The organism is Adlercreutzia sp. St.1H8 (genome assembly GCF_059728655.1).
This window is the reverse complement of sequence record NZ_AP039376.1, coordinates 2,156,695-2,178,663: the sequence shown is the minus strand read 5'-3', so window position 1 is coordinate 2,178,663 and position 21,969 is coordinate 2,156,695. Positions and strand designations below refer to the sequence as shown.

The 21,969-nt window shown below is 69.4% G+C and carries 19 protein-coding genes; 13 read left to right on the top strand and 6 right to left on the bottom strand.

Features of this window, described 5'->3' with window-relative positions; translation table 11 throughout:
- Positions 1–397: 397 nt before the first annotated feature.
- The 4 genes from AC6I0Y_RS08610 to AC6I0Y_RS08595 all read left to right on the top strand — a co-directional run bounded on the left by AC6I0Y_RS08610 (position 398) and on the right by AC6I0Y_RS08595 (position 4,765).
- Positions 398–1,444: a DUF368 domain-containing protein gene (locus tag AC6I0Y_RS08610; protein WP_497730951.1), complete on the top strand. Its 1,047-nt coding sequence runs from the start codon at positions 398–400 to the stop codon at positions 1,442–1,444.
- Between the two features lie 539 nt (positions 1,445–1,983).
- Positions 1,984–2,688 carry a DUF4190 domain-containing protein gene (locus AC6I0Y_RS08605; protein WP_497730948.1) on the top strand — a complete coding sequence of 235 codons (705 nt, stop codon included), beginning with the start codon at positions 1,984–1,986 and terminating at the stop codon, positions 2,686–2,688.
- Positions 2,689–2,793: 105 nt separating this feature from the next.
- Positions 2,794–3,237: a helix-turn-helix domain-containing protein gene (locus tag AC6I0Y_RS08600; RefSeq protein ID WP_497730944.1), complete on the top strand. Its 444-nt coding sequence runs from the start codon at positions 2,794–2,796 to the stop codon at positions 3,235–3,237.
- 184 nt (positions 3,238–3,421) lie between these two features.
- Positions 3,422–4,765: a serine/threonine protein kinase gene (locus AC6I0Y_RS08595; RefSeq protein ID WP_497730941.1), complete on the top strand. Its 1,344-nt coding sequence runs from the start codon at positions 3,422–3,424 to the stop codon at positions 4,763–4,765.
- Between the two features lie 515 nt (positions 4,766–5,280).
- On the opposite strand, the gene AC6I0Y_RS08590 is transcribed toward AC6I0Y_RS08595, so the two are convergent.
- Positions 5,281–6,246, bottom strand: a complete 966-nt coding sequence (locus AC6I0Y_RS08590; protein ID WP_201751075.1) for an L-lactate dehydrogenase — start codon at positions 6,244–6,246, stop codon at positions 5,281–5,283.
- Positions 6,247–6,320: 74 nt separating this feature from the next.
- Between AC6I0Y_RS08590 and AC6I0Y_RS08585 the strand changes: the two genes are divergently transcribed.
- Positions 6,321–7,718 carry a sodium-dependent transporter gene (locus tag AC6I0Y_RS08585; RefSeq protein ID WP_497730937.1) on the top strand — a complete coding sequence of 466 codons (1,398 nt, stop codon included), beginning with the start codon at positions 6,321–6,323 and terminating at the stop codon, positions 7,716–7,718.
- Between the two features lie 251 nt (positions 7,719–7,969).
- Here the strand turns inward: AC6I0Y_RS08585 and AC6I0Y_RS08580 are convergent, their stop codons facing one another.
- From AC6I0Y_RS08580 to AC6I0Y_RS08565, 4 genes are all read right to left on the bottom strand, one after another.
- Positions 7,970–8,830, bottom strand: a complete 861-nt coding sequence (locus AC6I0Y_RS08580) for a TrmH family RNA methyltransferase (protein ID WP_497730934.1) — start codon at positions 8,828–8,830, stop codon at positions 7,970–7,972.
- Positions 8,831–8,915: 85 nt separating this feature from the next.
- Positions 8,916–9,353 carry an acyl-CoA thioesterase gene (locus tag AC6I0Y_RS08575; protein ID WP_160710417.1) on the bottom strand — a complete coding sequence of 146 codons (438 nt, stop codon included), beginning with the start codon at positions 9,351–9,353 and terminating at the stop codon, positions 8,916–8,918.
- Between the two features lies 1 nt (position 9,354).
- Positions 9,355–9,846, bottom strand: coding sequence for a pyridoxamine 5'-phosphate oxidase family protein (locus AC6I0Y_RS08570; protein ID WP_160710416.1), 492 nt, complete (start codon positions 9,844–9,846; stop codon positions 9,355–9,357).
- Between the two features lie 502 nt (positions 9,847–10,348).
- Positions 10,349–11,116 carry a TatD family hydrolase gene (locus AC6I0Y_RS08565; RefSeq protein ID WP_497730931.1) on the bottom strand — a complete coding sequence of 256 codons (768 nt, stop codon included), beginning with the start codon at positions 11,114–11,116 and terminating at the stop codon, positions 10,349–10,351.
- A 280-nt stretch (positions 11,117–11,396) separates the two neighbouring features.
- On the opposite strand from AC6I0Y_RS08565, the gene AC6I0Y_RS08560 reads away from it, so the two are divergent.
- The 8 genes from AC6I0Y_RS08560 (at position 11,397) to AC6I0Y_RS08525 (ending at position 21,461) form a co-directional block, all read left to right on the top strand.
- Positions 11,397–12,449: an undecaprenyl-diphosphate phosphatase gene (locus AC6I0Y_RS08560; RefSeq protein WP_497733660.1), complete on the top strand. Its 1,053-nt coding sequence runs from the start codon at positions 11,397–11,399 to the stop codon at positions 12,447–12,449.
- Between the two features lie 932 nt (positions 12,450–13,381).
- The gene (gene nrfD / locus AC6I0Y_RS08555) at positions 13,382–14,308 is read left to right on the top strand and encodes an NrfD/PsrC family molybdoenzyme membrane anchor subunit (protein WP_497730929.1); all 927 of its coding nucleotides are present in this window, start codon (positions 13,382–13,384) and stop codon (positions 14,306–14,308) included.
- Between the two features lie 90 nt (positions 14,309–14,398).
- Positions 14,399–14,818: a GntR family transcriptional regulator gene (locus AC6I0Y_RS08550; protein ID WP_497730926.1), complete on the top strand. Its 420-nt coding sequence runs from the start codon at positions 14,399–14,401 to the stop codon at positions 14,816–14,818.
- Positions 14,819–14,855: 37 nt separating this feature from the next.
- Positions 14,856–15,806 (top strand): slipin family protein, encoded by a 951-nt coding sequence (locus tag AC6I0Y_RS08545; RefSeq protein ID WP_497730923.1) that lies wholly within the window; start codon positions 14,856–14,858, stop codon positions 15,804–15,806.
- A 689-nt stretch (positions 15,807–16,495) separates the two neighbouring features.
- On the top strand, positions 16,496–18,874 hold the full coding sequence (locus tag AC6I0Y_RS08540) for a molybdopterin-dependent oxidoreductase (RefSeq protein ID WP_497730920.1): 2,379 nt from the start codon (positions 16,496–16,498) through the stop codon (positions 18,872–18,874).
- Between the two features lie 5 nt (positions 18,875–18,879).
- Entirely contained in the window at positions 18,880–19,497 is a 618-nt protein-coding gene (locus AC6I0Y_RS08535; RefSeq protein ID WP_497733658.1) for a 4Fe-4S dicluster domain-containing protein, read from the top strand.
- Between the two features lie 12 nt (positions 19,498–19,509).
- Positions 19,510–20,697 carry an NrfD/PsrC family molybdoenzyme membrane anchor subunit gene (gene nrfD, locus AC6I0Y_RS08530; RefSeq protein WP_497730917.1) on the top strand — a complete coding sequence of 396 codons (1,188 nt, stop codon included), beginning with the start codon at positions 19,510–19,512 and terminating at the stop codon, positions 20,695–20,697.
- Between the two features lie 116 nt (positions 20,698–20,813).
- Entirely contained in the window at positions 20,814–21,461 is a 648-nt protein-coding gene (locus AC6I0Y_RS08525; RefSeq protein WP_497730914.1) for a TorD/DmsD family molecular chaperone, read from the top strand.
- A gap of 121 nt (positions 21,462–21,582) precedes the next feature.
- On the opposite strand, the gene AC6I0Y_RS08520 is transcribed toward AC6I0Y_RS08525, so the two are convergent.
- Positions 21,583–21,906, bottom strand: a complete 324-nt coding sequence (locus tag AC6I0Y_RS08520) for a DMT family transporter (RefSeq protein ID WP_497730911.1) — start codon at positions 21,904–21,906, stop codon at positions 21,583–21,585.
- Positions 21,907–21,969: the final 63 nt, after the last annotated feature.

Below are 21,969 nucleotides of genomic sequence, written 5' to 3'. Positions count from 1 at the left end.
CGGGCTGCTTTTGCACGAGAGGTGAGTGGCGTCGCGCGGCGCGGTCGAGCGATGGGCCGCTGGAGGGCGGACCTTCGCATTTCGCGCCAATTCTGCAAATTCGAACGGTTTTGCACCCGAAGACAGTCGCTCTCTCGCGCTGGAAGGGCGGGGCGTCATGCGCGACCTGGGCAAATGATCTCCGTACTTGGCTGGGATGTCCCCGAGACCCTACGCCGGAGTGCAAAACCGTCCGAATTTGCAGGATTGGCGCGAAAAAGCATGACAGCGCGTTGTGGCGGCTCCATGGCGACCCCGTGCGCATCCTGTGAGCGCGCGCGGCGACCGCGGCGCGTGCGAGCGCGGCCATGCTACCCTGACCCGACTTGACCTCTCCCTAGCTGGAAGGAGCGCGGCATTGGGCACGCTCGGCGGTTTTCTCATGGCGCTGGCAGACAGCGTCCCCGGGGTGTCCGGCGGCACCATCGCCTTTATCGTGGGCATCTACGACCAGCTGCTGTGGTCGCTCGATCGACTCGTGTCCGGCACGCCGGCCGAGCGACGGCGGGCGGCCGGCTTCCTTGCGCGACTCGGCGCAGGCTGGGTGGTGGGCTTCGGGCTGGCCGTGGCCGTGCTCACAGGTCTGTTCGAGAGCCAGATCTACCTGGTGAGCTCGATGTTCATGGGATTCATCGTGTTCTCGGTGCCGCTCATCGTCCGCGACGAGCATGCCTACGTGCGCGGCCGTTACGGCAACCTGGCGTGGACGTTCGTCGGCATCGCCGTGGTGGTGGGCGTCACGCTGGCCAACGCGGCGGCGCTCGGCGGGGACGCGGCCGAGGTGTCGGCCGTGGGCGCGTTGGCGGCGCAGGTCGGCGTGGTCGATCCTGGCGCGCTCGCACAGGGCGTCGGGCTGGACGCGGCGGGCGCCGTGGCCGAGGGCGCGCTTGACGTCGACGGCGGGGGAGGCATCGACCTCGCTGCGCTCGATGCGGGCAGCGGCGCCTATCTGGTGGCCGCCGCCATGGTGGCCGTGTCGGCCATGATCCTGCCGGGAGTGTCCGGGTCGACGTTCCTGCTCATCTTCGGCCTGTACCTGCCGGTGATGGACGCGCTCAAGGCCCTCATGGGCGGCGACTTCTCCGTGCTGCCGGCCATCGCGCTGTTCGCCGCGGGCGCCGTTGCGGGGCTGCTCACCGTCGTGAAGCTGGTGAAGCGTGCGCTCGCCGACTTCCGCTCGCAGACGGTCTACTGCCTGCTCGGCTTCATGGTGGGGTCGCTCGTGGCCATCGCGCTGGGGCCGGTCACGCTGGACGTGCCCCAGCCCCCGCTCACCGCCGACACCTTCAGCCTGCCGGCGTTCCTCCTGGGCGGTGCCGTCATCGGTGCGCTCGAGCTTCTCAAGCACGCCGTCCAGCGCCGCCAGGTGGCCCGCGCCATAGCCGCCCAGGCGGCGGCCCGCTAGCCGGCCGGCGCGCTCGCCTCGCGGGCGCTCGATGCATCGGGCTCGCTGGCCGGCGTGCCGGCGGCTAGCCGACTCTCCCGTGACATCACGCTGGGCTTGAGCGGCGGCTCGTTCGTCCCGTGCGGCTTCGCCACGCGTCTGATTCCCTCTCGAATCTGGCGCAGAACCTCGGCGGCGGCCTCGTCTCGCGCCCCCTTTCCGGATTTCTGGCCAATTTCGCTACGCTTTACGCGGCCGAGGAGGGGAGGCTGCCGTCCGTGGGCCGTAGCAGTCTGCGTTCCCCCAGGTCAGCGAGTTGACCGTACATGAGCGGGGCGATCTTTGGCGGGAAACCTGCGTAAACCATGGCAAAAATGGCCAGAAATCCGGAAGGCGCCCCTCGCTCTGCGGCCACGCTCCGCCAAAGGCGCCGCCTCTCGCGTTCTGCCTCCGAAAAAGCTCCCGATCTTAGCTCCCAGCTAATGAAGTCGCTTCGGCGAACGAATACCCTTCACTTTTGCAACCGCCGCCTCGGCGGCTTCAGAGAGAAAGGGATTCTTATGTCCAACACCCAGAGCGCGCCGATCGCCCCCGCGGGCGCCCCCGCTGTTCCGCTGCCCAAGTCCGGCATGGCCATCGCCTCGCTCGTGCTGGGCATCGTCGCGGCGGTCACGTCGTTTCTGCCCATCATCAACAACCTCTCGTTCATCCTGGCCGTGCTGGCCGTGATCTTCGGCATCGTCGGCGTGGTGGCCGCGAGCCGGGGCAAGCGCGCGGGCCGCGGGCTCGCCATCGCGGGCATCGTGGTGGCCGTGGTGGCCGGGGCCGTTGTCCTGGGCACCCAGGCGCTCTACTCCGCGGCCATCGACAAGGTCCAGGCCGAGACCGACGCCGCCTTCGACCAGGCCAAGGCTGAGGCCGATGCCAACCTCGACCGCATGACCGGCGATGCTACCGACCAGGTGCTCGCCGAGGAGGTGGACGTGCAGATAGGCGCCTTCGCCGCCACCGAGGACAAGTACGGCCTCGCGGACACGGGGCTGCCGGTCACCCTGACCAACAAGTCCGACCAGACCGCCACCTTCAACATCCACATCGAGGCCGTCGGGCCCGATGGCGGGCGCATCGACGACGGCTACGCGATGGCCAGCGACCTGCGTCCCGGCCAGAGCCAGGACTTCGAGCTGTTCACCTTCGTGCCCTCCGACAAGCTCGAGGCCATGAGGGGAGCCACCTTCGAGATCGTGGAGGCCTCGGCCTACTAGGGCCGGCGCGCCGGCTGCCGGCGCGTAGCGCGGGGGAGGGACGGGTCGCGGCCCGCCTCCGTCCCGCCCGCGCGCGGGCTGGCGCTACAATGGGAAGAAGACAGGATGGCGCGAAGGAGGAAGAGACGGGTGGAGGAGCCGCTGACAGAGGACTTGCTGGCTGAGCTGCTGGCGGCGCCGAGCCCCGAGCGGTTCATCCGCGACCGCCGCGTGGGCGAGCGCGGCCTGTCCGGCTACCTCCAGCAGCTGCTGGCCGAGAAGGGGCTCAAGCGCGCCGACGTGGTGCGTGCCGCGGGGCTCAACGAGACCTTCGGCTACCAGATCTTCACCGGCGCGCGCGGCGCCTCCCGCGACAAGCTGCTGGCCCTCGCCTTCGCCCTGGGCCTCACGCTCACCGAGGCGAACCGCCTGCTCAAGGCCGGGGGCGCCAACGAGCTGTACTGCAAGAGCCGCCGCGACGCCATCATCATCTTCGCCCTCACCCACGGCTACTCGCTCCAGCGCGCCGACGAGGAGCTCTACCGCTTCCAGGAAGACACCATCGGCTAACCTGCGTCCGCGGCGGCGGGCGAGCGCGCCAACGGGCAGGGCGCAAGGCGCGGGCCGGCGGGCTCGGAGCGCCGCCGCGGATGCTTCGGCGGGGACGGCCGGGATCGGCGGCCATCCTGGCCGGACGCTGGCTGACGGCGCCCCCGCCGCTTCCCGCTGTCGGTATTTGCTACCATCACATCCTATGGAAAACGACATCGCCTCATACCTGGACGCCCTCAAGCGCGACGCGTGCTACCGCGTCGTCCGCGTGCTAAAGGAGGCGCCTCACGAGACCACGGAGGTGGTCTGCTTCGCGGGCGCCAACGACGCCGAGCTGGGCCCCTTCGTTCGCAAGCGCATCAAGCGCGAGGCGTGCATGGGGGCGGCCTATCCCGCCATCATGGCCGCCCAGCGCGCCGGCGCCCGCTTCCGGCACCTGCCGCGGATCGAGGACTGCTACGAGCGCGATGACGAGCTGGTGGTCATCATGGAGTACGTCCGCGGCGAGACGCTCCATGAGGCGGTCTACCGCCGCGACCCGTCGCCGGCCCTGGCCCAGGAGGTGTTCCCGCTGCTGTGCGACGCGGTCGTCGAGCTGCACGAGGGCTTCGACCCGCCGCTCATCCACCGCGACCTCAAGCCGGGCAACGTCATTCTGTCCGAGGGGAACCTAACCCTCATCGACTTCGGCATCGCCCGGGCCTACCGCGAGGGCGCCGAGGGCGACACCGCCAGCTTCGGCACGCGGGCCTACGCGCCGCCCGAGCAGTTCGGCTACGGCCAGACCGACGTGCGCAGCGACGTCTACGCGCTGGGGATGCTGCTGTACTACCTGCTTACCGAGGAGGTGCCCTCGCCGCGCCTGGCGGGAGGCGCCTTCGACGAGCCGGGGGTGCCCGTGGCACTGCGCCCCGTGCTGGCCCGGGCGACGGCCTTCGACCCAGCCGCGCGCTACCCGTCCGTCCGTGCCCTGTGCGAGGCCTTCATGGCGGCCTGCGCGGGCCCTCAGGTTCCGGGGGCGTCCGCCATGGCGCAGGGCGCTTCGGAGGTGCCGGGCGCGCCGCCGGCCTGGACCGGCGGGGGTGCGGGCGGTGGTTCGCGGATCCCGACGGCGGGGGAGGCAGCCGTGGCGCCCGTGTTCGCGGGGCGTCCCGAACACCTGGGCGTCAGCGGGCCGGAAGGCGCTGGGGCGGCGCGCGCGGCCGCCGGCGAGCCGCCGCGACGAAATGGCGGGAAGGGCGCGGCGCGCACCGTGGCCGCCTTCGTCCTGGCGGCCCTGTTCCTTATGGGCGGCATCGGCGAGGCGCTCGATCCCAAGGCGGGGTCGAGCATGGCCCAGTACGCGCCGAGCGTTCGCTGGATCGGCGTCATCGCCGTGGAGCTCATCTTCGTGGCGGTGTTCTACCCGCTGGCAGACCGCCGATGGCTCGGGCGCCAGCTGGGGCGGACCCTCCCGCGCCCGGGAAGGACGGCGCTGGCCCTGGTGGCCGTCGGGCTCGCGTTGTTCGCCCTCATGATGGCGCTCAACGGGGATTTCGTGGCGTAGCATGCTCGCCTTGCGGAGGCTCTTTCCGGATTTCTGGCCAATTTCGCTACGCTTTACGCAACCGGTGAGGGGAAGCTGCCGCCCGCGAATCGTGGCGGGCCGCGTTTCCCCAGGTCGGCGGATTGGCCGCATGCGGGCAGGGCGGTTCTTGGCGGGAAATCTGCGTAAACCATGGCAAAAATGGCCAGAAATCCGGAAGGCGCTGCCGTCGGCCTGTTTCCGCCCGCATCCCGTCCGGCTCCGGTTCCAGTCCCGTCCCCGGTCGCAGCCGGCCGGGCCGGACTGCGCCCTCGCGCCCGCGGCTCGCGGCCAGCGAACTCGCGGCCCCGCGCCTAGCGCACCGGCGATCCGCGCCAGCCCGGCGCACCCGCGGCTCGCGCCGCTCCGCGCCCTCGCCCCGGCCTTGGTCGCAGCCAACTGGGCCGGACTGTGCCCTCGCGCCAGCGGCCCGCGCTCGGCTCGCGCCCAGCGAACTCGCGGCCCCGCGCTCGCGCGAACCCGCCCTCCTGCGCCTCCTACGCGCCCGCGTCCTCCAGCGCTATCTCGTCGATCACCTCGCGCAGCAGCGCGGCGGACTCCTTCAGGCTCTGCTGCTCGGCGTAGTTGAGCGACGGGGGCATGCGGCCCTCGATGCCGGCGCGCCCCACGATGCAGGGGGTGGACAGCGCCACGCCCTCGATGCCGAACTCGCCGTGGAGCATGTTGGACACCGACAGCACCGACTTCTCGTCGCGCACGATGGCCTCGCAGATGCGCTTGACCGAGAGCGCGATGCCATAGTAGGTGGCCCGCTTGCGGCGGATGATCTCGTAGGCGGCGTTGCGCACCAGGTCGCTCATCTCGTCGCGGAAGGCGGCGTAGGAGCCCTCGGCGCGCATGTTGAAGAAGTCCTCGAGCGGGATGCCGGCCACGTGCGCGCTCGACCAGGCGATGATCTCGCTGTCGCCGTGCTCGCCGAGGATGCGGGCGTGGACGTTGCGCGGGTCAACCTCCAGGCGCTCGCCGATGATCTGCTTGAGCCGCGCGGTGTCGAGCACCGTGCCCGAGCCGATCACCCGATCCTCCGGCATCCCCGACAGGCGGATGGCCGCATAGGTGAGCACGTCGACGGGGTTGGACACCACGAGCAGGATGCCGCCGCAGTCCCGCGCGCGAATCTCGCCCATGATGCCGCGGAACACCTCGACGTTGCGGTGCACGAGGTCGATGCGCGTCTCGCCCGGCTTCTGCCCGACGCCTGCCGTCACCACGATCACGCCGGCGTCGGCGATGTCGTCGTAGGTGCCGGCGTAGATGCTCATGGGGCTCGCGAAGGCCATGCCGTGGCTGATGTCGAGCGCCTCGCCCTCGGCCCTCTCGGCGTCCACGTCGATGAGCACCATCTCCGAGAACAGCCCCGACTCCAGCAGCGCGAAGGCGGACGCCGATCCGACGAACCCGCATCCGATGACGGCTACCTTCCGATCGTTGACCTGGCCCATGATCACCCTTTCTCCCGAGAAATTCCGTCGTCGAAGGGTATCATGATAGGCTCCGCCAGAGGAAGGGGAGCACCGTGCGAGAAAACCGCGAGAATTCTGTTGAAGTGGAGGCCCGCGCCGCCGACGCGGCGGCTGATGCCGCCTCCGCGCCTAAGGGGCGTGACGCGTGGGCGTCGCGCACCGGGTTCATCCTGGCCTGCGTGGGCAGCGCGGTGGGCATGGCCAACATCTGGCTGTTCCCCTATCGCGTGGCCGACTTGGGCGGCGCGGCCTTCCTCATCCCGTACCTGCTGTTCGTGGCCTTGCTCGGGTTCTCCGGCGTCATCGGCGAGATGGCCTTCGGCCGTGCGATGGGCGCCGGTCCGCTCGGCGCCTTCGGCAAGGCCATGGAGATGCGCGGCGTGGCCCACGGCCGCGTGATCGGCCGTGTCATCGGGCTCGTGCCCACCATCGGCCAGCTGGCCCTGGCCGTGGGCTACGCGGTGGTGCTGGGCTGGGCCGTCAACTACCTGGTGGCGTCGCTCGACGGCCAGCTCATCAGCACCGACCAGGTGGGCGCGTTCTTCGGCGCCGTGGCGTCTGAGATGGGCAACGTCGGGTTCCACCTGCTGGGGCTGGGCGTCACCTTCGCCATCATGATCCTGGGCATATCCCGCGGCATCGAGCGCATCAACAAGGTGCTCATGCCGGCGTTCTTCGTGCTGTTCGTCATCGTGGGCATCCGCGTGTTCATGATGCCGGGGGCCTTCGAGGGCTACGAGTATTTGCTCGTGCCACGCTGGGAGGCGCTCGCCAACCCCACCACCTGGGTCTACGCGCTCGGCCAGGCGTTCTTCAGCCTGTCGCTGGCGGGCGGCGGCACCCTTGTGTACGGCAGCTACCTGAAGAAGGACGTGGACGTGGTGCGCTCGGCCCGCGACGTGGCCATCTTCGACACGCTGGCGGCGCTGGTGGCGGCGTTCACCGTGGTGCCGGCGCTGTTCGCCTTCGGGCTGGACGTGTCGAGCGGCCCGCCGCTGCTGTTCATCACGCTGCCGGGCGTGTTCCAGGAGATGCCGCTGGGCAACCTCTTCATGATCGTGTTCTTCCTGGCCGTCGTGTTCGCCGCGGTGACGAGCCTCATGAACCTGTTCGAGTCGCCGGTGGAGGCGCTGCAGGACCAGTTCCGCCTGCCGCGCTGGGCGGCCGTGGCCGTGGTGGCGGTCATCGCCGTGGCCGTGGGCCTGCCGCTTGAGAGCGGGGACGCGGTGTCGCTGTGGATGGACGTCATCTCCATCTACGTGATCCCCGTGGGCGCGTTCCTGGCGGCCGTCATGTTCTTCTGGGTGTGCCCGCGCGGGTTTGCCAAGAAGCAGGCTGAGCTGGGGCACGGCCCGATCGGCCGCTGGTTCGACGTGCTCACGCGCTATGGGTTCGTGGGCGTCACCGCGCTCGTCATCGTGCTGGGCATCTTCTTCGGGGGCATCGGCTAGGAATGCGATCGGCGCGCGGCCGTGGCCGGCGTCGGGACGTTGGAAGGGCGGGGAAGGGGTCGTCGCGCGTGGCGTGGCGGCCCCTTCTCTTGTGAGGGGGCCGGTGGGATGCGGCCGCGCGTCAAGCGGCCGGCACGCCGGGGGAGCGCCGGCCGTGCCGGCTGGGCCGGCTGGGGCGCCCCGCGGATCGCGCGTCACCTCCTCGGGGGGCCGCCCGCGGCTCGCACGTCGCACGCGACGCGTCCTGCCGGCTAGCGCACCCGCGTCTCCCAGAACGCCACGGCGCTCGCGGCGGCCACGTTGAGCGAGTCCACGCCGTGGGCCATGGGGATGCGCGCCACCCAGTCGCAGGCGGCGATGGTGGCCGGCGCGAGCCCGTCGCCTTCGGTGCCCAGCACGAGCGCGAGCCGCTCGCAGGCGGCCAGGCGCGCATCGTCGATGGCCAGCGCGTCGTCGGCGAGCGCGAGCGCGCAGGTGGCGAACCCCGCCGCGCGCAGTAGCGCGGGCCAGTCGGCGTCCACCCGCGCCCACGGCACCTGGAACACCGTGCCCATGGACACGCGGGCCGCGCGGCGGTAGAGCGGGTCGTGGCAGCGCTCGGTGAGCAGGAGCGCGTCCATGCCGAGGGCCGCCGCGCTGCGGAAGAGGGCGCCGATGTTGGTGTGGTTGGCTACGTCCTCGAGCACCGCCACGCGTCGCGCCCCGGCCAGCAGGGCCGCGGGATCGGCCGGGGCCGGGCGGCGGAAGGCGGCCAGCGGCCCGCGCGTGCGCTCGTAGCCGGTGACGGCGCGGCGCTCGGCGGCGGTGAGCACGAAGGCGGGGGCCGCGGGGTCGGCGGCGACCATGCGCGCGACCAGGGGCTCGGCTGCCGCGCGCCAACGTTCCTCGGTGATCAGGGCGAACGGGGCCAGGCCCGCGTCGAGCGCCCGCTCGATGACGTTGGCCGACTCGGCGACGAACAGCCCGCCGGCCAGCCGCTCGGGATCGGCGTCGGCGTCGAGGGCGCGGGCGAGCCCCACCAGCTGGCGCGGGTCGCGCAGCTCGGCGTCGGTCAGCGACGAGAACACCGCCAGCCGCGGGTCGTCCAGCGTGTCGGGGCGGGTGAGCGTCATGGGGCCTCCTGAGGTCGGGGACGGCTGGCGGGCAGGGCGCCGCAGGGCGCTGCGCCTGCCCGCCACGCAAGACTCGGCGCGGCGCCTACGCCTCCGGCTCGACGATGCCGTCGTAGAACGCGTAGAGCTCGGGCAGGGCGCGCTTGATGCTCACGGGCCGGAAGGTGTCGCGCTCCACCATGCACGCGGTGACGTGACCGCTGACCAGGGGCTTGGCCGTAGCGGGATCGTCGCCTTCGCGGAACACCCGCTGCAGGTAGGTGGTCTTGGTAGGCCGCGACTCCACCACGCGCGTGGCCACGAAGGCGCCCTCGCCATAGCGCAGCGGCTCGCCGTATTGCAGGTCGACGGCGTAGATGGGGCACATATAGCCCGCCTCCTCGATGGAGGCGTAGGGGAAGCCCGCCTTCTCCAGGAAGTCGGTGCGGGCGTCCTCGAAGTACAGCAGGTAGTTGGCGTGGTAGACCACGCCCATCATGTCGGTCTCGGCGTAGCGCACCGCTATGGGGGTGATGACCTCCATCCTAGGCCTCCTTGCTGGGAACGAGCTCGATGGCCTGCTTGCCGGTGAGCTGCTCCACGTCGATGACCACGATGGCCGTGCGACCGATGAGCTTGTCGATCTCCTCGTCCACGCCCTCCTCGAGCCCGGCGCAGTAGCGCAGGGCGAAGGCGCGGCAGAGGGCGCGCTTCTCGGCCTCGTCCTCGACGATGCGCGCGGTGCCGAAGGCGATGGCCGACGTGAACACGTTGGTGTAGATCTCGGGCCGCACCTCGTTGGAGCCCACCACGACGAAGGACACGCGCGGGTCGGCGCGCAGGGCGTCGAGCTTGTGGCCCGCGGGCGCGCAGTGGAAGACGATGCGGCCGTCGAGCCACGCGTAGCTGAGCGGCACGGCGTAGGGGAAGCCGTCGGTGCCGGCGGTGCCGAGCACGCCGTAGGCCCCCTCCTCCATGATGCGGATGGCGTCTTCGGGGGCAAGCTCCTGCTTGCGGCGGCGCATGGCGGGCGGCATGGCGTGGTCCTTTCGGTCGGGCGGCGGGCGGCGCGCGGCTGGCGCGGCGCCCGATGGGCCGGTCGCTGGGCCGGCATTGCGCCATTGTAGGGCTTTCGCCCCCGTCGATGGTGGGAAAGGAGCGCGGGTGGCGCCTTCGCGGACGAGAAAAAGCACGATTTCGTGCAAGAAATGACGGGTTTGCATGGGAAAAGCGCGCGAATCGTCCTCCTTTGCGTTGCGGCTCGGGTGATCGGGAATCCTCGATCGGCAGTGATCTGGGGTTATGCCGAGCGTGTTCGCCGCAGGGGCGCGCCTGGCCTTGCGATTCGATGCAGAGCCGTCATTTCTTGCACGAAATCGTGCGAAACCGCGCCCGAGCGCTCGGAGGGGGAGGGCGGCGTTCGAGACGGCGCGGCCGACGCGGGTGGGCGGCGCGGTCTGCGGAAGGCAGTCGGCTCGGGCTCCCGGCGCGGCCGCGAAGGGCGGCTGGCCCGGGCTCCCGGCGTGCCGGCCCCCGGTGTCAGCGCGCGAGCAGGCGCGCGCTCGTGGCGGCCAGCGTGGCGGCGAGCTCGGCGGGGTCGTCGCCACGGGCCGCCGCCAGCTGTGCCAGGGCGTCGTCGAGCTGCGCCTGCCAGGCGGCGGCCTCGAGCGCCTCGCCCAGGCGGGAGGGCGCGTCGGTCTCCAGCAGCAGGCGGTCGGCGGGCAGGTCGCGGGCGTAGGCGCGGCCGCGGCGGGTGGCGAGCATGCGCGGCCCCACTGAGAAGCAGCATTCCCGGGCCCGGGCGCGGGCGAGCTCGGCGGAGGTGCCGGAGAACCAGTGGAAGACCACATCGTTGCCGGCGTCAGGCGCGAAGGCGCCCGCCTCGTCCAGCAGGTCGAGCACCGCGTCGGCGGCGCGCACCGCGTGGACGGAGTAGAGCCGGCCCCCGCGCGGCGCGGTGGCGGCCAGCGCGCGCCGCAGGGCCTCCGCCTGCGCCTCGTGCGCGCTTGCCCGCGCGCCGGCGAAGTCGAGGCCGATCTCGCCGATGAAGGGGGTCTGCTCCGCCAGCTCCTCGAAGCACGCCAGGTCAGGCGCGCCCACGCGGCCGTCCGCCACCCACCAGGGGTGGAGGCCCAAGGCGGCGTGGAGGTCGGGGTAGGGGGCCAGGAGCTCGCGGGTCGCCACGAAGTCGTCGGGCGTCACCGCGCACGACAGCGCGCGGACGCCCGCCGCCGCGCCCCCGCGGGCAAGCGCCGGCGCATCCGCCGCGAACCCCAGATGGCAGTGCATGTCGTAGACGTCGGCCACCGGGCCTCCCTTCGCTTCGTCCTCCCCGTCGGGCGTCGATCCTCGCGCGCGGCACGCGCAGCTCCCGCCCGGTTCTTCGCCAGCGCCTGTCGCCCCCGCGTGCGGGCCAGGCGGCGCTCTCGACGAAAGCCGCGTGCCTTCCCCCCAAATGTGTTTCCTTTCCGGAAGTATACGCTCCCTCTGACGGCCCGTGATACCATGCACCGGATGTTGACGCGGCGTAAGGCCGCGTTTGCGTCTCCAGACCTGCTGCCGATCTGACGAGGACTTCGCCGTGGATATGATCATCGAGATACTGAAAGCGCTGCTCATCGGCGTGGTCGAGGGCATCACCGAGTGGCTACCCATCTCCTCGACCGGTCACATGATCCTCGTCGACGAGTTCGTGAAGCTGGCCGTGAGCCCCGAGTTCCTCGAGCTGTTCCTCGTGGTCATCCAGATCGGCGCCATCTGCGCGGTGCTCGTGCTGTACTTCCACAAGCTCAACCCGTTCTCGCCGCGCAAGACCGCAGCCGAGAAGCGCGGCACCTGGCGGCTGTGGGGCATGGTGGTCATCGGGTGCGTTCCGGCGGCGGCCATCGGTCTTACGCTGGACGACTTCTTCAGCGAGTACTTCTACAACGCGTGGACGGTGGCCGTCGCGCTCATCGTCTACGGCATCGCGTTCATCGCGATCGAGCGCTATAACCGCAAGCGCGAGGCCGCCTACCTGGCTGCGCGCAGCCAGCGGCGCCCTGCGGCGGGAAGCCGCGCCGACCGCCAGCCGGTCTTCGAGCGCCCGCGCGGCCGGCATGCCCGCGTCCCGCAGGACTACTACGAGCGCCCGGTGGCCGCCGGCGCAGCGGACGGCCGCGTGATGGATGTCTGCGTGGGCCCAGGCGACGACGGCGACGACGCGGAGGCCGCCCTGTTCAAGGTGCGCACCGTGGACGAGATCGACTGGAAGACGGCCCTCAAGATCGGCTGCTTCCAGATGCTCGCCATCATTCCCGGCACGTCGCGGTCGGGCTCCACCATCATCGGCGGCATGCTGTGCGGCTGCTCGCGCACGGCGGCGGCCGAGTTCACGTTCTTCCTGGCTATCCCCGTGATGTTCGGCTGGGGCCTGCTCAAGGCGCTCAAGTTCGTCCTGGGCGGCCTCGCTATGAGCGGCACGGAGATCGCCGTGCTGGCGGTTGGCATCGTGACGGCGTTCGTCGTGTCCATCCTGTCCATCAAGTTCCTGATGGGCTACATCAAGAAGAACGACTTCACCGCCTTCGGCGTGTACCGCATCGTCGTCGGCGTGGTGGTGCTGGGCTACTTCGGCCTGAAGACCGCCGGCATCCTGTAGGGTCGCGCGCCAGCGATTGGCCGGGGCGCGTCGCGAGGGCGCCTGGGGCATCGCGACGCGCGGCGTCCGCGGTTCTGTTCGCGCGTCGGGTGCCGGCCGCCCGCCCCGGCGGAGGAGCCGCCTTCTCGCCGGAGGCCCCCTTCCGGCTGGCCCTCTCGCAGGTTTCTGGCCATTTTCGCCACGTTTTACGCACCTCGGAGGGGGAGGCCCCGGCGTTTCCCCAGGTCGGGGAAGTCCAGCGCGCGAATATCCGGCGAAATCAGCGTAAACCATGGCGAAAATGGCCAGAAATCTGGAAGACGCTGCAAAACTCGGCACCGACTGGCACCACGCTGGGCCAGCTGTTCTGCGTCGCCCTGGTTGTGCCCCCCGCCACGCCCCTCGCCCCGCGCCCTGCCGTACCCGGTTGCCTCCCTGGCTTCTGGCCCCGCCTCTGTTCTTCGGCCCCTCGGCCTCCATTGCGCTTCGTCGCATCCTCGGCCAGCGGCCTCTCCCAGCTGCCCTCGCTCTTGCCCGGCCTCCTGCTCTGCCCCCGGCCGCTGTTCCTGCGACCCCCCCAACTCCGCCCTCGGCCTCCGTCGCGCTTCGTCGCATCCTCGGCTGCCGCTCCTTCGCCCTCCGGTTCCCACCTGCCCCTGCCGCCATTCCGGTGATCTTCGGTCCTGCTCCCTCCCGGCCGCCGCCCCTGCGACCCCCCCCCGACTCCGCCCCCCCCCGGTCGCCTCTCCGGTCGCCCTCGCTGCGCCCTCGCCCGACCCTCCCCGAGCCCCCCCTCGCCACCGGCTCCGCCGCGCTCCCCAGCCCCCGGCTCCGCCCATTGGCCGCCCGTCCTTCCGCCCTCCCGTATTCCGGCTCCGCCGCTACTCGCCGCGTGCTCGGCTATAATGCTGCCGAATTCCGAGGAAGCGCGAGGCGTCGGGGAGGAGCCCCTGGTGAGCGATCTGGTGGCGGCATATCTGTTCTGCGCGGGTGCGGGATCGGGCGCTGCTCTCCTGACCGCGCTTCTCGGCCTAGCGGCTCGGCGCGGGTGCCTACGTCGTTGGCTCGGCTCCGGCGACCCGCGAGCGCGCGCCGCGCGCCGCCGCGTCGCCGTCGCCTCCTACGGCGCGGCCCTGGCCCTCCTCGCCTTCGGCATGCTCTGCCTTGTGTTCGACCTCGGGCGTCCGGAGCTGGCGCTCAAGCTGTTCTTCCGACCCAACCCCACGCTCGTCACGGCGGGCTCCTACCTGCTCGTCCTGCTCGCGGCGGCTCTGATGATTCCGCTCGTCCTTGAGCTGGCGGATGCGCCCCGCCGCGGCGTGCCCGACGGCGTTCGCGTCGCGGCGCAGGTCGTCGCGGCCATCGCGGCGCTCGGCGTCATGGCCTACGCGGGCCTTCTGCTCGGGCAGGCGGACGAGGCGCCGCTGTTCGGCACGCTGGGCCTCCCCGTGCTGTTCGTCGCCTCGGCGCTGGCGTCGGGCCTGGCCGTGGTCATGCTGGTCCTGCTCGCTGCGAGCGACAGGCGCCTGGCGGCCGCGCGGCGCCTGGCCATCCGCGCCGACGTCGTCCTCATCGCCGTCGAAGCCGCCGCGACGGCGCTCTACCTCGCCTCGGTCGCTGCGGGCCCCGGCGGCGCCGAAGCCGTGACGCCGCTTGTCTCAGGTGCGCAGTCGGGCCTGTTCGTCGGCGGATTCGCGCTCATGGGCCTGGGGGTGCCGCTTGTCCTTGACCTCCTGCAGCTTCGCTTCGACCTTCCCGCCTGGGCGTATCCGCTGGCCGCTGCGGCCACGCTGATCGGCGCGGCCTGCCTGCGCGGGGCGCTCATCCATGCCGGATCGCCCCTGCTCGAGGCGCCCCTCGCCGGCGGGGGTTTCGCCTAGGCGCGCCGAAGTGTCGCATGACATTAGCGACGCTCGTGCGATAATGGGCGCCGGAAAAGGATCTTCGGAAAGAGGGAGACTTCAGGCGCGGTGGCAGGCAAGGCGGTTCCAAAGTTCGACGTGGACAAGGCGAGCAATCTGCCCCTCTGGGTGCAGCTGCGCGACCGCTTCGTGTTCCTCATCTCCTCGGGCTACTACGAGCCGGGCGAGCAGCTGCCTTCAGTGCGCAAGTTCGCCGCAGAGAACCACGTGAGCCTCAACACCGTGAGCAAGGCGTTCATGGCGCTTGAGCGCGAGGGCTACATCGTCACGCGCCACGGAAGCGGCGCCTACGTGCGCGCCGGCGCCTCCGAGGCGGTGATCTCGGACATCGACGTGCTCACCGAGGACTACGTCAAGAGTTGCCTCGAGCGGGGAATGGATCTGGAGGACATCCCTCGCTTCGTGACAAAGGTCATCTCGAAGCTAAGGTCGGAGGGGGAAGGGGAGGCTGGCGATGAGCAGTCGTAGCACGAGAGGCGTTTCGCGTGGTCCGCGAGAGGACGGGGTGCGCTGCGAAGACGACGTGACGATGGGACGGCGCGCGGACATGGAGTTCGGCATGGCGGCTGATGCCTACCGATCCGACCGCGATCGCCGCTCGTCGCGCCTGGGAGCCGTGGCGCTCCAGGTGGTCTTCGGCGCCGTGCTGTTCGCGCTCATCCTGGCGGCGGACTGGCGCATCACCGGCGGCGTGTCGCTTCCGGGCCTTATCCTGGCGGCAATCGCGGGCCTGGTCGGCGTCTCCTCCATCCACGTGGCGCTTGACTGGGAGCGCTTCGTGGTGCTGCGTGGCGGTCGCTTTCAGCGCCTGGCCGGCCCGGGCATCTTCTTCACCATCCCCGTGCTCGAGTACTGCACGCTGCGGGTGGATCAGCGCACTCAGGTGACTCCCTTCGGCGCAGAGGAGACGCTCACCGCCGACGTGGTGCCGCTCGACGTGGACGCGGTGCTGTACTGGGTGATCTGGGATCCCGAGAAGGCGTGCACCGAGGTGGAGGACTGCTGCTTCGCGGTGACGCTCACGGCCCAGACGGCCCTGCGCGACGCCATCGGCCGGGCGGACGCGAGCGAGGTCATCATGCGCCGCGACCAGCTGGATGAGGAGATCAAGCAGGCCATCGAGGACCGGGTGGGCGACTGGGGCATCACGGTGCTGGGGGTTGAGGTGCGCAACATCATCCTGCCGCGCTCGCTCCAGGACGTCATGTCCCAGGAGGCCCAGGCCGAGCGTCGCCGCAGCGCGCGCCTGATGCTCATGGAGTCCGAGAAGATGGTGGCCGAGCTGCTCTCCGAGGCGGCCGAGGTGTACCGCAACGACGAGATAGCTTACGACCTGCGCCGCATGCACCTCGTCCACGAGGGCATGGCCGACGAGAACAGCTCCCTCGTGGTGCCGTCGGCCTATACCGAGGGCTTCGCGGAGCGCCCCGGCGGCCTCGAGGGCAAGGACGCCTAGGCACGTCGACGCGCCCCCGCCTGCGCCGCGTTTGCGATCACCGCGCCGTGGCGTGGCGTGCCGCCCCGTGTCTCGCGCTCCCGCTGTGGCGTGCCTCGTCTCGCGACGTCTCGCCCGCGCCTCATGTCCACGTTCGCTCCGTGGCGTCCCGTGGCCTGTGCCCGCATCACGCGTCCGCGATCGCCCCGCGATGTCTCGCCCGCATCCGAGGCGTTCCGCTCGCACCCCGCGTCCCGCGCTTCGCCCCGTGCCCGCCCCGCGCCCCGCGCCGTGGCGCTGCGTCCCCGCTGCGTCGCGCTGTCTGCGCCTGCCGCCCCCCGGGGGGCGCCCCGCGATCGCCGCGCGCAAACGAATGTTTCACGTGAAACATTCGTTTGCGAATTCAGCTGGGACGTCGCGACGCGACCGTCGCTGCCTCATTCGAATCTCCCCGCGCATATCCCCACTGATCAGGCATTTCGCTTCGCGTCGGTCAACCCTTCCGAAAAAGTGTCGCAATACACCTTGACTGTATTGCGACACTTTTGCATACTGTCCCCATGAGAACAGGCCAGTTCTGATACCGTAACCGCGATGGGGAGGCGGCGCTGCGGTCGGGGGTGAGGAGTTCCCCGGGCCCGATCGGCCGGTCCGTTGCAACGCCGGCGCGAGGGGCGCCGCCGTCCCGTCAGAATTGTCTGGGAGGAGACATGGGAGAAACCACAGTTTCGAGGGGAACCCTCTCGCGGCGCAGCTTCCTCAAGGGCGCCGGAGCGGCAGCGGGTGCGCTCGGCCTGGCCGGCGCGGCAGGCATGACTACCGCGCAGGACTGGCTCGCCCCCGCCAAGGCCCACGCCGAGGGGGAGGAGCGGGTGGGCTACCTCTGCCATATGCAGCACTGCACGTGCGCCTGCTCGCTTAAGTGCACCGCGCGGAACGGGCGGCTGGTGAAGGTCGAGCCGCATAAGACCGACGACTATCGCTATGGCAAGATCTGCCTGAAGGGCATCTCGGAGATTCAGCACATCTACAGCGAGGATCGCATTCAATCTCCCATGCGCCGCGTGGGCGAGCGCGGATCGGGGGAGTTCGAGGCCATCACCTGGGATGAGGCGCTCGACACCATTGCCACTGAGGTGAAGGCGATTCAAGACAAGCATGGAAAGGACGCCCTGCTCATCACCAACTCAGAGGAGTCTAAGGCTCGCTACACGCCGTTCCTGCCGCGCATTCTCGGTGCTCAGAACGGCGGGTTGACCGGTCGTGACCGCGGTCAGGGAAATGGCGTCGATCGCGCCTTCGCCACCAAGGGCCTGAACGCGAATTCGCCCATGACCATGTGGGAATGGCCCAAGTCGAAGTGCATCATCCTCATGTCCTACAATCCTATGGAAAGCGCGATCACCTTTGCCCAGGCTTTCTTCAACGCTCAGGAGGCCGGCACGAAGATCTACGTGGTCGATCCTCAGTATTCTGTGTCGGCTGCGAAGGCGGACAAGTGGGTTCCCATTGTCCCGGGCACTGATCCGGCCCTCACCTTGGGCATGATTCGCTATATCCTGGACAACGAGCTCTATGACGTCGACTTCATGATGGCGCACACCTCGTTCCCCTTCTTGGTGGACAAGGCGACGGGCGCCCAGATGAAGAATGATGGGGGAGAGCCTCTTGTGTGGAATGGGGCTCTCGGCGCCGCCGTGCCGTACACGTCCATTGGCGTCGACACGGTGTTGAGGGGCACGTTTGACGTCGGGGGAGTTCAGGCTATCACTCAGCTCGACCTGCTCGACGAGCAGACTCGCGAGTACACGCTTGAATGGGCTTCGGGCATCACCGATATTCCCGAGGACGTTATCGCGGAGATGACTCGGGACTACGCAGAAGGCCCCTCCATCCTCTCGGGCAGCTTCGGCGGCATTGACAAGTTCTCAAACAGCGATATCGCCGGCCATACCTATGCCGTGCTGGCAGCGCTCACGGCCAACTCCGGCTATGAGGGTACGGGCACGGGCAAGTGCAACGGCGGCTCCCAGTCGCGAAAGCTCGGTCTGCAGGCGTGGAAGCTGCCGTCTGAGTACAAGGCAGTCACCCCGCCGGTGGCCTTCTACGAGCTCCCCTTCAAGGAGAACAAGGTGAAGGGCGCGCTGTTCTTCGGTGACATGCCGACGCAATCGGCTGCCGTGGCGGAGAATACCATCGAATGGGTGAAGAGCCTTGAGTTCACAGTGCTGGTGGACATCTTCTACACCTCCATTGCGAACTACGTGGACATCCTTCTGCCGGTATGCACTAAGTTCGAAGGCGATGAGGACATCAACGGCATCCGCTCTTCGCACGATCATGTCTACCTCATCGAGAAGATCATCGACAAGCAGTTTGACAGCAAGACCGACTTCGAGGTGGAGTGCGCCATCGCAAAGCGGATGGGTTTCGGCGATCTTGTTCCTGAGAACTATGCCGCCTACCTGCGCAACGCCCTTGACAGCGACGCGGCGCGCAATGCCGGGATCACGGTCGAGTCTCTCATCGAGCATGAGGGGTATCAGCCGGTTCCCAACGCTGACAAGCCGCAATCCCTCTTCCGGAATCAAGAATACCAAACCGATACCAAGCGCATCGAAGTTTATTACGATGACCTGGTTGAGGAGCGCCAGGCGTTCCCCACCTGGGAAGGGCCGGACGAAGCGTACGCGGGGAATCCTGCGCGAGAGCAATTCCCATTCTCGCTTAACCAGGTGCGCTCTCGCTTCCGCATCCACTCCAACTTCTCGGGTTCGAGCTGGATCCAGGCGATGTTCGAGCCGCATGTGTCCATGAACCCCCTCGATGCCGAGAGTTTGGGGCTCGCGCAGGGCGATAGGGTTGAGGTCTACAACGATCGCGGCAGCTTCGGCTGCGCCCTGGTCGTGGATAACTCCGTGCGTCCGGGCAGCATCACGATGGTGGAGAGCACCTATGGTCAGCACCTTGATCACGGAATCATGCAAAACGTTACCAACCCCCACTTGATCGAGCGTCAGCGTAAGATGCTGTTCGGCCCCCAGGTCCTGTTCAACGACACGCTCGTCGCCGTGAGAAAGAGCCGGTGATCATCATGACGAGACTAGCTATTGCCATCAACCTGCATCGCTGCATCGGTTGTCAGACATGCACTCTCGCCTGCAAGATGCAGAACAACGTTCCGGAGGGTATGACGTGGAATCGCGTGATCACCGAGGGCTGCGATATTCTGGACGGCTCGCTTGGCACCTATCCCAATCTCTCGCGCACGTACCTGCCTATCGCTTGCCAGCACTGCGAGAACCCGGCCTGCCTGAAGGTATGCCCTACAGGTGCTACCTACAAAGACGACAAAGGTCGTGTGCAGATTGACTATGACAACTGCATCGGATGCCGTATGTGCATGGCCGCTTGTCCCTACAATGCTCGATCGTTCAACTGGTCTGAGCCTGTCCGCGACCCTTCTTTTGACTATGGGGACAAGGATGTGCCTGCTCGCGTAAGGGGCGTTGCTGAAAAGTGCACGCTTTGCAAAGAGCTGACCGACGCTGGCGACGAGCCCATGTGCGTGCAGTGCTGCCCTGGAATCGCCCGCACCTTCGGCGACCTGGATGACCCGGACTCCGAGGTCTCCCGGCTCATCCGCGATAAGCATGCCTATGTGCTGCTCGAAGAAAAGGGCACCAAGCCCCAAGTCCACTACTTCGATTAGGAGCGTGCGATCATGCGACTGCTTACCAAGAACAAGCTCCTGACCGGCGTGCTCGCCGTGCTGGGAGTGGCCGGCCTGGGCGCCTGGATCTACCAGCTCATGGGTGGCCTGGCCGTCACCGGCATGGGCAACGTCAACTCGTGGGGCCTCTATATCGCCCTGTTCATGTTCTTCGTGGGGCTCTCGGCCGGCGGCCTCATCGTGGCCTCCTCGGCTTCGGTGTTCCACATCGACAAGTACAAGGCCGTGGCCATGCCCGCCATCATCCTGTCCACGGTGTGCATCTGCTGCGCCGGCGCCTTCATCCTCATCGACCTGGGCGGCGTCCAGCGCGTGTGGAAGATGCTCGTGAGCCCCAACGTGTCCTCGCCGCTTGTGTGGGACATGGTCGTCATCACGCTGTACCTGGTCATCAACGTGCTCTACCTGCGCTTCATGCGCAAGGGAGCGGAGCGTGCGGTGTCCATCCTGTCCCGCTTCGCCCTGCCCACCGCGGTGCTCGTGCACTCGGTGACGGCGTGGATCTTCGGCCTTCAGATTGCCAAGGAGGGCTGGTTCAGCGCCATCATGGCCCCCATCTTCGTGGCCTCGGCCATGGACTCGGGCCTGGCCCTGCTGCTCATTGTGCTGGTGGCGCTCAACGCCACAGGCCTGTTCGAGACGCCCAGGCGCCTCATCGCGTCCCTGGCCGGGCTGCTGGCCACCTGCATCGCCATCGACGGCTTCCTCATCTTCTGCGAGGTGCTCACCATGGGCTATCCCGGTGCCGCGGGCGCCGAGACCCTGGCCGTCATGACGAGCGGCCCGACGGCCCCGTTCTTCTGGGCCGAGATCCTGGGCGGGCTGCTCGTGCCGTTCCTGATCCTCGTGTTCGCCAAGAACCGCGAGAAGACGGGCCTGGTGGTGGCCGCCAGCGTCCTGGTGGTGGCCGGCGTGCTCTGCAAGCGCCTGTGGCTGCTGCTCACCGCCTTCGTCATTCCCAACATCGTCGGCGCGCCCGGCGTGCTGGACGGCACCTGGATGCTGGCCGGCTCCTACGCGCCCACCGTGGTGGAGGTGCTCATCGTGCTGGGAGTTCCGTCCCTGGGGGCGCTGGCCTTCATGGCCCTGGGCTCCAAGCTGCTGGTGCCGGCTACCGCTGCGGAGGCTGCGGCCGCACCCGCCGCGTCCGATCTGGAGCTGGAGGCCCAGACGGCCTAGGATGCCCATTCGCTGCCGTGTCGGGGCGGCTCTCCCTCCTCGCCCTGGCACGGCTCTGCTGACGGGGCGGCTGCGCACGGGCGCCGTCGCCCCGACCCTTCGAGAAAGGCTTCGCCATGGATGCCATCCCATCGCCCGAGCTGCTGGCCGACGCCTGCGCCTTCGCGGGCAACTCGCTGCTGCGGCCGCTGTCCCAGACCGCCGATGTGGGTCTGGACGCCGATTTCTGGACGGCCTTCCCCGACTTCGGGTCGGCCGAGGTGGCCGCCGCGACGGCCGAGCTGGCTGCCTGGGCCCAGCGGGACGTCGCCGACGACCGCTCGCGCGAGGAGCGCGTCCGCGACGTGTCGGTGGAGTACACGCGCCTGTTCATCGGGCCGCCCAAGCCCGCCGCGCCGCCGTGGGAGACCATGAACCGCGCCGAGGGCGTCACCGTGGGATTCGGCGAGCCTACCTTCGAGATGCGCCGCCTGCTGCGCGAGGCGGGCCTCGAGCTGTCCAACGACAACCGCCAGTACGAGGATCACCTGGGCATCGAGCTGCTCTACCTGAGCGAGCTGCTGCGGCACGCAGCCGAGGCCCAGGCGGCGGGGGAGGGCGCGGCCGCTGCCGAGCAGCTGGCAGCCGCCCGCTCCTTCGCTGTCGAGCATCCCCTGGCCTGGGCGGACGCCTTCGCTGAGCAGGTGCGCGCGGCGGCACCCGACGGCTACTACGTTCGCCTGCTGGCACTCGTGCGGGCCTTGCTCGCGCAGCTGGCGGGCTGAGCGTCGGACGCGGGCGCTGGCGCTCAGCATCGGGGGCGGGCGCCCGTAGCGCCGGAGCCGCGACGCCAGGCCGCGCGCTGCGCGGGATACGCGGGCTGGGTGCCGGTGCGTTCCGCGGGCCCTACCCCTCGCCCCCGACCAGCTTCAGGCCCACGACGCACCCTACGAGCCCCGCGATGAGCGCGATGCGCGCGAGGCTGGCCGGCTCGCTGCCGGTGACCATCCCGTACACGACGGTGAGCGCCGCGCCGATGCCCACCCACACCGCATACGCCGTGCCCACCGGCAGCGTCTTGGTGGCGAAGGCGAGCCCCGCCATCGACAGCACGAGCGCGCCGACGAACACGACGGTGGGGCCCGGGTGCGCGAACCCGTCCGACTTGCCCAGCGCGATGGCCCACACCGACTCCATCATGCCGGACGCGATGAGCACTACCCAGTCCATGGCGCGCCTTCCACAGCTGAGCGGCGCGCGGCCCCCGCGGCGCGCGCTCGCGCCCCGCGCCGG

Bases quoted from the DNA above. Each gene is read 5' to 3' on its own strand.
- AC6I0Y_RS08600 (WP_497730944.1), top strand. From the start codon at position 2,794: ATGGCGCGAAGGAGGAAGAGACGGGTGGAGGAGCCGCTGACAGAGGAC.
- AC6I0Y_RS08560 (WP_497733660.1), top strand. From the start codon at position 11,397: ATGATCATCGAGATACTGAAAGCGCTGCTCATCGGCGTGGTCGAGGGC.
- nrfD (WP_497730917.1), top strand. From the start codon at position 19,510: ATGCGACTGCTTACCAAGAACAAGCTCCTGACCGGCGTGCTCGCCGTG.
- AC6I0Y_RS08605 (WP_497730948.1), top strand. From the start codon at position 1,984: ATGTCCAACACCCAGAGCGCGCCGATCGCCCCCGCGGGCGCCCCCGCT.
- AC6I0Y_RS08575 (WP_160710417.1), bottom strand. From the start codon at position 9,353: ATGGAGGTCATCACCCCCATAGCGGTGCGCTACGCCGAGACCGACATG.
- AC6I0Y_RS08595 (WP_497730941.1), top strand. From the start codon at position 3,422: ATGGAAAACGACATCGCCTCATACCTGGACGCCCTCAAGCGCGACGCG.
- AC6I0Y_RS08535 (WP_497733658.1), top strand. From the start codon at position 18,880: ATGACGAGACTAGCTATTGCCATCAACCTGCATCGCTGCATCGGTTGT.
- AC6I0Y_RS08520 (WP_497730911.1), bottom strand. From the start codon at position 21,906: ATGGACTGGGTAGTGCTCATCGCGTCCGGCATGATGGAGTCGGTGTGG.
- AC6I0Y_RS08590 (WP_201751075.1), bottom strand. From the start codon at position 6,246: ATGGGCCAGGTCAACGATCGGAAGGTAGCCGTCATCGGATGCGGGTTC.
- AC6I0Y_RS08540 (WP_497730920.1), top strand. From the start codon at position 16,496: ATGGGAGAAACCACAGTTTCGAGGGGAACCCTCTCGCGGCGCAGCTTC.
- AC6I0Y_RS08525 (WP_497730914.1), top strand. From the start codon at position 20,814: ATGGATGCCATCCCATCGCCCGAGCTGCTGGCCGACGCCTGCGCCTTC.
- AC6I0Y_RS08580 (WP_497730934.1), bottom strand. From the start codon at position 8,830: ATGACGCTCACCCGCCCCGACACGCTGGACGACCCGCGGCTGGCGGTG.
- AC6I0Y_RS08570 (WP_160710416.1), bottom strand. From the start codon at position 9,846: ATGCCGCCCGCCATGCGCCGCCGCAAGCAGGAGCTTGCCCCCGAAGAC.